At 55.8% G+C, this 11,803-nt stretch carries 11 protein-coding genes; 6 read left to right on the forward strand and 5 right to left on the reverse strand.

Features of this window, described 5'->3' with window-relative positions:
- Positions 1–151 precede the first annotated feature (151 nt).
- Complete coding sequence (locus CBB91_RS09285) at positions 152–1,231, forward strand: EAL domain-containing protein (RefSeq protein ID WP_273013699.1); 1,080 nt, start codon at positions 152–154, stop codon at positions 1,229–1,231.
- Here CBB91_RS09285 and CBB91_RS09290 read toward each other — a convergent pair whose 3' ends face one another.
- Entirely contained in the window at positions 1,232–1,792 is a 561-nt protein-coding gene (locus tag CBB91_RS09290; RefSeq protein ID WP_273013701.1) for a YqgE/AlgH family protein, read from the reverse strand.
- A gap of 119 nt (positions 1,793–1,911) precedes the next feature.
- Here CBB91_RS09290 and CBB91_RS09295 point away from each other — a divergent pair, with 119 nt between their 5' ends.
- The 3 genes from CBB91_RS09295 (at position 1,912) to CBB91_RS09305 (ending at position 3,921) form a co-directional block, all read left to right on the forward strand.
- A complete protein-coding gene (locus tag CBB91_RS09295) occupies positions 1,912–2,394 on the forward strand; it encodes a peroxiredoxin (RefSeq protein ID WP_035553674.1) in 483 nt (160 codons plus the stop codon).
- A gap of 140 nt (positions 2,395–2,534) precedes the next feature.
- Positions 2,535–3,446: an SPFH domain-containing protein gene (locus CBB91_RS09300; RefSeq protein WP_273013703.1), complete on the forward strand. Its 912-nt coding sequence runs from the start codon at positions 2,535–2,537 to the stop codon at positions 3,444–3,446.
- A 4-nt stretch (positions 3,447–3,450) separates the two neighbouring features.
- Entirely contained in the window at positions 3,451–3,921 is a 471-nt protein-coding gene (locus tag CBB91_RS09305) for an NfeD family protein (protein ID WP_273013705.1), read from the forward strand.
- A gap of 78 nt (positions 3,922–3,999) precedes the next feature.
- On the opposite strand, the gene CBB91_RS09310 is transcribed toward CBB91_RS09305, so the two are convergent.
- The 3 genes from CBB91_RS09310 to CBB91_RS09320 all read right to left on the reverse strand — a co-directional run bounded on the left by CBB91_RS09310 (position 4,000) and on the right by CBB91_RS09320 (position 6,409).
- Entirely contained in the window at positions 4,000–4,530 is a 531-nt protein-coding gene (locus CBB91_RS09310; protein WP_051602786.1) for a polymer-forming cytoskeletal protein, read from the reverse strand.
- Positions 4,514–5,740, reverse strand: coding sequence for a peptidoglycan DD-metalloendopeptidase family protein (locus tag CBB91_RS09315; protein WP_273013707.1), 1,227 nt, complete (start codon positions 5,738–5,740; stop codon positions 4,514–4,516). The genes CBB91_RS09310 and CBB91_RS09315 overlap by 17 nt, the downstream gene beginning before the upstream one ends.
- A gap of 204 nt (positions 5,741–5,944) precedes the next feature.
- Positions 5,945–6,409, reverse strand: coding sequence for a peroxiredoxin (locus CBB91_RS09320; RefSeq protein WP_273013709.1), 465 nt, complete (start codon positions 6,407–6,409; stop codon positions 5,945–5,947).
- A gap of 83 nt (positions 6,410–6,492) precedes the next feature.
- Between CBB91_RS09320 and CBB91_RS09325 the strand changes: the two genes are divergently transcribed.
- Complete coding sequence (locus CBB91_RS09325; RefSeq protein ID WP_273013711.1) at positions 6,493–9,873, forward strand: DUF3971 domain-containing protein; 3,381 nt, start codon at positions 6,493–6,495, stop codon at positions 9,871–9,873.
- On the opposite strand, the gene tyrS is transcribed toward CBB91_RS09325, so the two are convergent.
- Positions 9,870–11,120: a tyrosine--tRNA ligase gene (gene tyrS, locus CBB91_RS09330; protein WP_273013712.1), complete on the reverse strand. Its 1,251-nt coding sequence runs from the start codon at positions 11,118–11,120 to the stop codon at positions 9,870–9,872. The genes CBB91_RS09325 and tyrS overlap by 4 nt on opposite strands.
- 14 nt (positions 11,121–11,134) lie before the next feature.
- Here tyrS and CBB91_RS09335 point away from each other — a divergent pair.
- On the forward strand, positions 11,135–11,803 hold a 669-nt coding region (locus CBB91_RS09335), incomplete at its 3' end, for an anhydro-N-acetylmuramic acid kinase (RefSeq protein ID WP_345906792.1).

Genomic DNA, 11,803 nt, shown 5'->3' on the forward strand with positions numbered 1-11,803 from the left:
GACTGGGCGTTCAACAATCTGCACCTTCATCGCATTGAGGCAGGAATACTGGCATCAAACCTGCGTTCCCGGAAAGTCTTGGAATCAAACGGCTTTCGGGAAGAGGGACATGCAGAGAAATACCTTGAGATNGCGGGTGTCAGACGCGATCATGTCCTTTTCGCCCTCGTCAGGCGAGACGTTCAACACTAGGCTGATCGAGATGAGATCTGACCAAGCGACGCAAGCCCAAGGCAGTTGGCACTGGAATGCCGAAACCAGGCAGCTTCTGATTGAAGCNCCGAAGGGGAGCGAATTGTCGGTTCTGGCTGGCCAATGGTCGCTCAACGCGATTGAGCAGTTGTTTGAAGGGCTTAGCCGAGGCCGGCTTGCAGAAGCATTCAAGGTTCCNGAAGGGCCGGTGCGATGCAGCCTGCGTTTGTCAGAGGGCGACGATATTCATCTGGTGGGCGCATTTGTCGGTCAAGACGAAGCGCTGGGCATGTTGTTGGCTGATAGCGAATTTTCGGAATTTGATCCCTCAGACCTTCAGCCTGGTCCAGATTTGTACCCCGTATTCCAACCGATCATCTCNCTGGGAAACGGGCACATAGCTGGGTTTGAGGCACTGGCGCGCTGGGATGGTGGCGACGCAAAGAACCCGCCGAGCCGGTATGAAGANGAAGCGCTCGCTTCAAACATGNTGATCAGGTCAGCGGAAACGCTGGCCAAGATGCGGGCGCANTCCGGACGATCAGATCTGTTCATGCATGTGAATTTGACCGCGAGNGACCTGTCTCGGAGTGCTCTGCCTGCTTTGGTCGAAGCATTGATGAACGGGTACGACCTGCCGGAGAGATCGTTGAGGATCGAACTGACGGAGCAGGCGGCCTTGCGGGATGAGAGCCATGCGCTTGCAGCNGTGTTGGCGCTGAAAGCTGTCGGTGCAGGTCTGGTGCTCGATGATTTCGGCACCGGGCATTCCTCTTTTGCCTGGCTTGCAGACTTTCCTGCGGACAGTTTGAAGGTCGACCATGGTCTTACCCGCCGTCTGGGGCANTACCGTACAGATACAATACTTGGCACACTCACCCTGCTTGCCGAACGCTTGGGCATGACAACGACGGCTGAGGGGGTTGAAAACAAGGAAGACGCTACCCGCCTGCGGAGTCTCGGCTTCGATTATGCACAAGGATTCGCGTTTGCACGCCCAATGGAAGAGACCGACGCCCTAGCGTTCCTGAAAGGCTAATCAGGCCGTTCCGGGATGGATCTGAAGGCGTCCGCTGTCGATCCCGAGTTCGTTTAGCGCGGCGTCCCATTTCCCNTCATGGCTCTCACCGAAAACAAGCTCNGCATTAGGCGTTCCCACCAGCCAGGCATTTTCGGCGAGTTCGTATTCCAGCTGGCCAGCACCCCAGCCTGAATAGCCGAGCGCAAGCACGGAGCGCCGCGGGCCACGTCGCGTGCCCATCGCGAGTAATATATCTCGCGTCGCCGTCATGCAGAACTCGCCATCAATTTCGAGCGTCGCGCCTTCGCTGATCACATCATCCGTATGCAGCACGAAACCTCGATCGCTGCTCACTGGGCCACCATCCAGCACCAGTTCATCAGGAATGTCGATTTCCAACGGGATGTCGAGCTGCTCCAGAAGTTGAGGCAACGTGAGTCCCGTCATGGGTTTGTTCAGGACGATGCCCATCGCAAACTCAGGTGAGTGGGCACAGACGAGAATGACCGATCGTGAGAAACGCGGATCGCCAATGCCGGGNAGGGCGATCAACAGCTTTCCGGTCAGGTCGGTGTCCATCACGATTTCCTTTCGTCCCCAAGGCTGAGGGAAATGATGCGCTTTGGCAAGGGATGCCACGCTTGTAGCCGCACCTTTGACGTTCTATCTGAGCAGGACAGCATCAAGGAGAACAGCTGATGAGCATTCAAGTCGGAGACAAGCTTCCCGAAGCAACCTTCATGGAAATGACCGCCGATGGGCCGCAACCGCGTACGACCGAGCAAGTTTTCGGCGGGAAGACTGTTGCGCTGTTTGCCGTTCCTGGCGCCTACACGCCGACATGTTCCGCACGTCACCTGCCGGGTTTCGTGGACAAGTCCGGTGACCTGAAGGCGAAAGGCGTGGACGAGATCATTTGTACATCCGTCAATGATGTCTTCGTCATGGGCGCATGGGGCAAGGATGCCGGCGCTGGCGAAACAGTACGCATGCTCGCCGATGGCAATGGTGCATTTGCAAAGGCAATCGGCCTGGAGCTGGATGCAAGCGGTTTTGGAATGGGGCAGCGCTCGCAGCGTTATTCCATGATCGTCAAGGATGGTACCGTATCTGAGCTGAACGTCGAAGACGGCGGAGAATTCAAAGTATCCAGCGCGGATTACATGCTTAATCAGCTTTAATCCCGACAAGCTTTTTTAAGCAAATCGTGAGATGAACGGCGCGTCTGGTGGGGCTNGGCGCGCCGTTTTTCATTAAATTATTATTGAAAAACGGAAAACCTCTCCCACATTAATTCTGGGTAACAGAAGGAGAGGAATACATGGATCCGTTTTTTGCNGTCGTCATTTTGATCGCGGTTGTCGGTTTGATTGGCCTGACGTCCGCGTTCAAATTCGTGCCGCAGGGCTACAATTATACCGTTGAGCGGTTTGGGCGATACACGCGCACGCTCAATCCAGGCATGTCGATCATCACTCCCTTCTTCGACCGGGTCGGTCGGAAAATGAACATGATGGANACCGTGTTGGATGTTCCGCAGCAGGAAGTCATCACCAAGGACAACGCGATGGTGTCCTGCGACGCTGTTGTCTTCATCCAGGTNGTGGACGCNGTGGCGGCCGCCTATGAGGTCAACAATCTNCACCACGCNATNACGAACCTCGCCCTGACCAATATCCGGACCGTGGTAGGCTCGATGGACCTCGACGAAGTCCTGTCCAATCGCGACGACATCAACGCCCGCCTATTGACCGTGATCGATGCGGCCACCAATCCNTGGGGTGTAAAGGTNACGCGGATCGAGATTGCCGATCTCAGCCCGCCGGCCGACATCACAGAGGCCATGGCGCGCCAGATGAAGGCTGAGCGGTTGAAGCGTGCTGAGATTCTGACAGCTGAGGGCGACAAGCAGTCTGCAATTCTGAAAGCCGAAGGTCAGAAGCAGGCCCAAATTTTGGAAGCTGAAGGCCGCCGTGAAGCTGCGTTCCGCGACGCTGAGGCCCGCGAGCGCGAAGCCGAGGCCGAAGCCAAGGCTACCACATTGGTCAGCGAAGCGATTGCCGCCGGTGACGTGAACGCGATCAACTACTTCCTCGGCCAGGCATATGTCGATGCCTTCTCCAAATTGGCTTCGTCCGAGCAGCAGAAGACGGTCATCATTCCGGCAGAATTCTCGAGCATCATCGGCACCATTGAGGGCATCAAGGGGCTGACCGACAAGAAAGGAAGCTGATCAGATGGAACAGGTTTTTTCTGAACTCACATTCTGGCACTGGTTGGCACTCGGTCTGATCCTGTTTGGCATCGAGATGATGAGCGGTACTTTTGACCTGCTAATGGTCGCCATTGCCGCGTGGTTGACCGCTGGATTTGCCTACTTCGCTCCAGATGCCTGGGCGGTCTGGCAGGGTCAGATGATCGTGTTTGGCGTGGCATCGACAGCGCTCGTGGTTTTCGGNCGAACCGTTCTGTCTGGTGTGCGAAAGAGCTCGCCAGAACACCCAACCCTGAATCGGCGCATGCAAGCCCTTGTGGGTGAGCGTGGGCTCGCCGTCGGAGACTTTGTGTCGGGCACCGGTCAGATCCGTGTTGGGGATACAGTGTGGCGCGCAGAAGCCATCGAAGGCGAGACTATCCACGGCGGCGACACGATCATTGTTGATGGCGCCAAGATGACGACTGCGATGGTTCGCAAAGCTGCTCCCTGAAAGTTATCAGATCCAATTGCAAAAGGCCGCCCCGGATAGGAGCGGCCTTTATTGTGTTTGATAATATCGTCAGCGGTCTCAGGACGCTGTCGGGGAAATTCCGTATGAGGCAGACGGGCCTTGAGAGGCCAGAGGCTGCTTTGACTCGTTGGAAACGCTCGCTGCCGCCTTTGGCGCAGTGTCTTTCAGCGGATCTTCCGCGTGCTTCACCTGGCCTTCAAATACGGCGTTCGACTGGATCTGAAGCGAAGAGTGCACGATGTCGCCTTTGACGTGAGCACCGGTTTCAAGCTCCACTTTGCGAGCGCGGATCGACCCCTTGATGCGGCCTTTGACGCGAACAACTTCGGCCTTCACTTCGCCGGTAATGTGGCCACTGGCACCGATGGTGATGTCAGTAGCGGATACGTCTCCGTCTACCGTGCCGTCGATCTGCAGTGCGCCCTCGGACGTTACAGATCCATTGATCTTCATGTCTGCACAAATGATCGATGCTGCACGAGCCGCTGGCTTGGAGGACGCGCCGCGAATGGCATCCTGAGCAGGAGCAACTTTCGTTTGTTCAATTGGNGTGGGGGTGTCACTGGATTTGTTATTCTTCGTGAACATGGCGGCCTGCTTTCAAAAACTTTACTGGATCATATGCTTTACCGTTGAACAGCACCTCGAAATGGAGGTGATATCCGGTACTTCTTCCGGTTGTGCCCATCTTCCCCACAAGATCGCCCGCTTCAACCGTATCACCCTTGGACACGGAAATCGACCGCAAGTGACCATAACGCGACTTGAAGCCGTATCCATGGTCAATCTCGACAATTCGTCCATACCCCGAACGGGCACCGGCGAAGCTTACAGTGCCCGGACCTGATGCCACGATNGGAGCNCCACCATAGGCGGCGACATCNATACCATTGTGCCANCGCGGGCGTTTGAAGAAAGGATCTACCCGGATTCCGTACGGACTTGTGTGACGGAAGGGAACGCCGACAGGCGGGCCCAGAGGCAGNCTTTCCACGATTTGTTCGTAGTACTGCATTTCGGCGACACGAGCCTGNGTTTCGGTCAGCCGATTGTAGAAATTGATATCTTGCTGCGACAGGACNCTGCCGTCACCTGCGGTCAGGTTAGCCAGAGAGACGAGCGGGCCGCCCATCTCAGCACTTTCCATGATGCGGTCGCTGCCAATCGTGGTCAGCTGAATGACGCTGCGGGCACGTTCGGCTCGTTCAATGGCNAGGTCTTCCGCCTCATCAAGCATCCGTTCCTGATTNTATTTCAGTTTCTTCACGCTGACGCGATTGCCGCTGGCATCAAGCGTNGCCGTCATCCGGAAGCTGTCGCGTGATTGCCGATCGTCAGCTTCTTCGATTGAGGCCTGAACCAAGAGATCAGCGCCGTCGCCCTTGAGGGCCGAGACTTCCAGGTCCTCATCGCCCTTTAGCTGTTCGAACAATTCTTCGAGTGCTTTCTGGCGATCTTCCCACTCAGCCGTCTCGCGCTGGAACGCGTCGGTGCGTTCTTCAAGCAGTGACCGGGAAAGCGCGTCTTTCGCCCGCAAGTCCTGAACCCAGCGCTCATATTTGGCGAGTTCACGATCNTCCGAGTTGCCGGCGATCGACGTTGTCGAGCCGCCTAGAGCAAACGAGCCGGTCAGGAAAATCGTCCAGCCAGCAAGCGCAGTTGCGCCAATTGCAAAAATCGCTTGCTGCCAGGGAGAAATGGAAATGTAGCGAACCGTGCCGCCACTACGATGATATATTTGCCGTTCGGGAAATGCGCGATCAAACGTCGCTTTGAGATTCGCACTCCATTTCGCCATTCACGCCACCCGTCGCTGGAATCACACCGCCTACTGCAACCACACCTACAGTAAGTTCCCAAACCCGTAGATTTATAAATACCGAAAACGCAAAGGGACGAAACCCCCTGCCAGCATAATTCATGATATTATTCGCGTATTAGGGTAAATCTCTCGTTAATCATTGGGGCGAGTGCCTTAAACCTTGTCATGCAAAGGTTTTGTTTACTCTGGAAGCGCCTCCAGAACCTCCTGCGCGTGGCCTTTCACCCGCACTTTTTTCCAAAGTTTAATGATCTTGCCGNTTGGATCTATCAAGAAGGTCTCGCGGGCNACTCCCATATGGGTTTTGCCATACATGTTNTTCTCGACCCAGGTGCCNTAGGATTCGGTCGTCTTGCCGTCCTCATCGCTCGCAAGAATGACTNTCAGGTCCTGCTTGGCCTTGAAGTTNTCNTGCTTGGTCATGGAGTCGCGNGACACGCCGACAATTTTTGCATTACGNGCGCCGAACTCGTCTACCAGTGCAGTGAAGTCCTTNGCTTCNGTGGTGCAGCCGGGTGTGTTGTCCCGCGGATAGAAGTAGAGGACCAGATAGCTGCCCTCAAAGTCTTTCAGGCTGATGTCGCCTTCTGTGGACGGCATCGAAAAATTCGGAGCCTTGTCTCCGGCCTGCAATGGATTCGCCATGTATTCCTCCTATGGTGCGGGTGCCTTCGTGTGCATATATCATTATGGAACGTAATTTTTAGCCGATTTCCGGAGTCTTCGAATTGGTCCGTCAGCCAGCCGCGCTTATCATACTAGAGATACTGGGTGGATTGATTCTGGTCGTCCTGCTTCTAGCAGCTTTGCTGGTGTTTCGTTTATCCAGCGGCCCCATTGAGCTGGAAATGTTCCGAGACGACATCGAACGCGGATTGAGCAATTCGCGCAACGGTCGGCCAGTGACCGTGGATGATGTTTACCTGGAGTGGTCTGCCGAAGACCGACGTGTGCTCGTGACGGGCTATGATATTCGTCTGCTTGACGATCAGGGCAATGTGTCAGCCGAGGCGGATAGCGCGCGCATCGTACTTGCAGGCTCGGCTCTTGTGCTTGGTGACGTTGAAGTACTGGGTCTCGATTTGCGAGACGGCTGGATCGATGTTCGGCAATCCACAGACGGCATTTGGCACATTGCCGGTGATCCGCTTCCGGAAATCCCCGTTGGGCAAATGCCTCAGAATCCGAGCGAGTGGCTCGAACGGATCAACACCGTGCTGCCTATGGTCCTGACAGCTCTTGGTGAAGCCCAGCAGGAATTCAGTCTAGAGCGGCTTTCATTCGACCAATTCGAAATGCGGGTCGTTGGTGCTGATGGCGCGCGAATGTTCAAGCTCGCAGATTCGCGCGGTGCCTTGTTGTCGGAAGAGGACGGACTGTCACTGGCGATTTCTGGCAGCGGTGTTGGNACNGGNCTGCCCGGTGGCATCGCAATTGATGTCNAGACCTCCGNAATGAACGCCCGCATGAATGCATCGGTTGCAGTTGCAGAATGGTCGCTCGCNGATCTGGCAGCCCGCCTCGGAGCTGAAAGTGAAACANTGGCAGGCGTACCAGCCGACATTACGCTCGAATTCGACACATCCTCCCTTAATGGTGTCGAGGAGATCAAATTGCTTGCGACGCTCGANGGAGGTGAACTCCCCTTCGGTGATGACGGGCTTGAGGTGTCGGATCTCGATCTTGAGGTCGCTTACCTTGCAACGGAAGACAAACTGAGGATCGATTGGGTATCGTCAAAATTCGGACCTGTTTCCGGGGAACTCNATGTTACGGTGTCAGATGCTCTCAAAAGCGTAGGAGATCGCGCTTTCACTTTGGCCAGTGACAGGCTTACCCTCGACATCACGCCAACACTTGCTGCGCCAGTGTCGCTGGGTGACCTTAATATGCAGGGTGTCGCCGATTTTACCGGGCGGGCTTTCAAGAATACGAAGCTCAGTTTCAAGACAAATGATACCCGGTTCAATTTTCTATTGGATGTTGCCTTGCTTGCAGATCGCGAGGGCATGGAGCCTCCCTTCGTCGGCACGATCGAGCTTGAAACAGAAGGTAGTGTGGCGAAAGAGTCTGTTCTTGCTTTTTGGCCAGTAACACTTGGCACAGGCGCTCGCTCTTTCACCGACAAGCGCATCACCAACACCGACGTGACGAATCTTGAGGCGCAGCTGACTCTGAAGCGGGACAGCTTCGAACAGGGATATCTGAGAGACGAGGATTTGAATCTCACCTTCGATATCAACTCCGCCAACGTGAAGTTCCTGGACGATCTGCCTGCCGCCGAAAATGCCGTAGGTACGGGACGACTGACCGGGAACAGCTTCCGCGTCATTGTTGATCGTGCTGACTATGGCGGTTGGAACGTCGATGAAGGTCTTGTGGATTTCCCTGCTTTTAATCCGAAGGGGGAGGATTTCAGGGTATTTGCAAGAGGTCACGGCCCGGCAGACCTTGTAATCAAGACTCTCAACGAATCCCGATTAGAACTGGATTTTGAACAATCTCGAGTAAGTGGGAAAGCTGAGGCGACTTTTGAATTGTTCCGTCCGGCACTCGACAATGTTCCGGATGAAGACGTGCGCTACACCGCGATCGGAACCCTGTCAGATGGCGGGCTGAAGGGTGCGGCGCTTGGGCTGGATCTGTCCAAGGCGACGGCCGAGATCAAGGTGGACCAGGAGGGAATGACGATTTCCGGGTTTGGTGACCTGGGGCCGGCACCTGTTCAGTTTACATGGCGAGACGGCTTTACCGATGGCGATGCGCCTTCTGCTTTGTCTGCCACGGCAATTGTGTCCCCGGACGTACTCAATCGATTTGGTCTGCCCGGCCGCGCTTACTTGTCAGGTGAAGTGCCAGCGGAGATACAGGCCACAATCGATGGCGAAGAAGTCTCGGTTGCCAATGTCGCGATGGATTTGACTGAGGCGCGATTGGACTTGTCGGAAATCGGCTGGGTCAAGCGGGCAGGGCAAGACGGTAAAGTCTCAGTCCATTACGAGCGTGAAGGTGATGGCTTTTCATCCGACGTGCTGTTCCGCAGTGATGATGCCTATCTTGATGGTCAATTTACCCTGGGACCGGATTCGCGGCTGGTATCCGCGGATCTACGCCGCGCCTATCTTGCTGATACGGCGGATGTGAACGGACAAATCACACGCGATGAGAATGACAATCTCGAAGTGGCACTTGTAGGTAGCTATCTCGATTTGTCAGGTGCGCTTCCCGGAATCGGCGCGCTGGGAAGTGCGAACGAGTCGAACGGTACGCCTCTCAATGTGACGGCTGATGTGGATACGCTTGCCATGGGCGGCGGGCTGTTTGTGCGGAATGCAGATGTCACTTGGAATTCCACTGTGAACGGAATGCAGAAGCTGTCTGCAACTGGCAACACCGACGATGGCTCTGCATTTGATATTGATCTTGATGGGTCATCGCCGGAAGGAACGAAGATTCGGGTGATCAGCAGCGACGCAGGCTTTATTGCCAGCGCGTTTCTAGATCTCGATTTTCTGGAAAGCGGTCGTCTTGATCTTCAGGGCACATTGGCCCGCGACGGATCACCGTCACAATTTGATATTGTCATCACGGATGGCCGATTGAGAAACGCTCCATTTCTTACGCAGATTCTTTCCCTCGCTTCGCTCCGTGGATTGGCAGACACGCTGGGTGGTGATGGCGTGCTGTTCTCCCGGATCGATATTCCGTTGACGGTTGCGGGGGACCGCTATGTCGTGACGGGTGGAAAGGCTCAAGGGCCGGCGCTGGGGTTGACTGTGAACGGGTATCTCAACGCCGACAGCGATATAAGTGTCGATGGTGTATTGGTTCCGAGTTTTGGGATGAACTCAGCGCTCGGAGGAATTCCTATTATCGGTGACCTGGTCGTTGGACGGGATGGTGAGGGCGTGTTCTCGCTGACCTACAGTGTGCGCGGAAGTCTGGAAAAGGCGAATGTATCGGTGAATCCGCTTTCTGCGCTCGCACCAGGCGTTATCCGCCGGATCTTTGAAAACCCGGCGGATACAGAGATCCCTGAAGCTCAGTCGCGTCCAGATGATGAGCCTATTCCGTCAGAGCTGCCACCCATTCCGGAAGAAGAATTCTAGATTGGCTTCACCAAGGCGTGGCGTTTCTTGCCTGCTGACAGTTTGATCGCGCCGTCGACAATATCAGCAGCCGAGATGGATGCGTTTTGATCAGACACAGGGGCATCATTCACCTTCGCCGCACCTTGCTTGATCAGACGGCGGGCTTCGCCATTCGATTCTGTCAGTCCTGCCGCCGCAAACGCCGCGGCCACAAGCATACCTGCTTCTAGCTCAGAGGTCGGAATTTCGACCGTCGGCAAAGCTTCCGCAGATCCGCCTGCGGCAAAGACAGCCGAAGCTGCGGCTTCCGCTTCCTTCGCGGCTGCTTCACCATGCAGCATGCGGGTGGTCTCGTTCGCCAACACAATTTTCGCTGTGTTGATGTCGGCACCTTCAAGCGCTTCAAGTCGGGCGATTTCTTCCAGCGGCAATTCGGTAAACAGGCGCAGGAAGCGGCCAACATCGGCGTCCTCCGTGTTACGCCAGAATTGCCAGTACTCGTATGGGCTCTTGCGGTCGGCATTCAGCCAGACAGCTCCATCTGCCGTCTTTCCCATCTTGCCACCTGAAGACGTAGTGATCAGGTGCGCCGTCAGGCCATAGGCTTCGCCACCAACCGATTTGTGAATCAGGTCGACACCGCCAACAATATTGCCCCATTGATCAGAGCCGCCGATCTGCATGCGGCAGTTCTGACGCCGGAACAGTTCGAGGAAATCATAGGACTGCATCAGCAGGTAGTTGAACTCAAGAAAGGTATAAGGCTGCTCGGCCGCGAGGCGGCGGGCAACCGTATCCTGTTTCACCATCGTGTTGATCGTGAAGTAGGTTCCGACATTGCGCAACATTTCGATGTAGCCCAGCTTGCCGAGCCAATCATCATTGTTGACCATGATGGCATCGGTCGGGCCATCGCCGAACGTAAGGAATGGCAAGAAGGCTTTCTTGATGCCGTCCATGTTTTCCGCAATTTGCGCGTCCGTCAGCAACGGTCGAGATTTTTCCTTATCGGTCGGATCACCGACTTTCGTCGTGCCCCCGCCAATCAGGACGATCGGCTTGCCGCCTGCTTTCTGCAGGTGCCGCAGCATCATGATCTGCATCAGATGGCCTACGTGCAGGCTGTCCGCTGTCGCGTCGTAGCCGATATAGGCTGTCGGAATGCCGGTCTGGCAATAGGTATCCATTTCGGCTGGATGTGTGACCTGCTTGATGAAACCTCTGTCTGACAGGGTTTTCAGGAATTCCGACTTGTAATCGCTCATCTTCTCGTGTCTCCGTGAAGCGCCCGCGCGTAACATGGAAAGCTGAACTCTTGAACTCCATCAGTGAAAATTCTGAGCCTAAATGGGTGGCTGGCTTCATGTCCGGCACGTCGCTGGATGCTGTGGATGCGGCGTTGATCCTGACGGATGGCGAGCAAGTTTTCGATTTTGGCGCAACGGCTGAGCGGAAATACACAAACGAAGAGCGCGCCATTTTGCAGGGCGCAACAGACGCCGCACGCGCATGGAATTGGACGGGTGAGGAGCCCAATGTCGCGTTTGACGCGGCTCGCCGGGTCATNACAAGCACTCACCAGGCAGCCTGGGGGCAACTTTTGTCGGCGTGGAAAGGTCCGCAACCTGTGCTGGCGGGGGTGCATGGTCAGACGGTGTTGCACCGCGCCCCAAAAGCCGACGTCGAGGGCGCGACGCTACAACTGATAGACGCACCATCAATGCGAGCCGTCCTTGGCGTGCCGCTCGCGTTTGACTTCCGGTCGGACGATGTGGCTGCGGGCGGGCAAGGCGCGCCTCTCGCGCCCGCCTACCATGTCGCCCTGTTGGATCGCCTTGGGGATGAGGCGGCCTGCGTCCTTAATTTGGGGGGCGTCGCAAACATCACCGCGCGTATGAGCGATGGTACAGTGGTGGCCTTCGACACAGGCCCCGCAAATGGGCCGATT

This window comes from Hyphomonas sp. TMED31, from assembly GCF_002172815.1.
GTDB lineage: Bacteria > Pseudomonadota > Alphaproteobacteria > Caulobacterales > Hyphomonadaceae > Hyphomonas > Hyphomonas atlantica.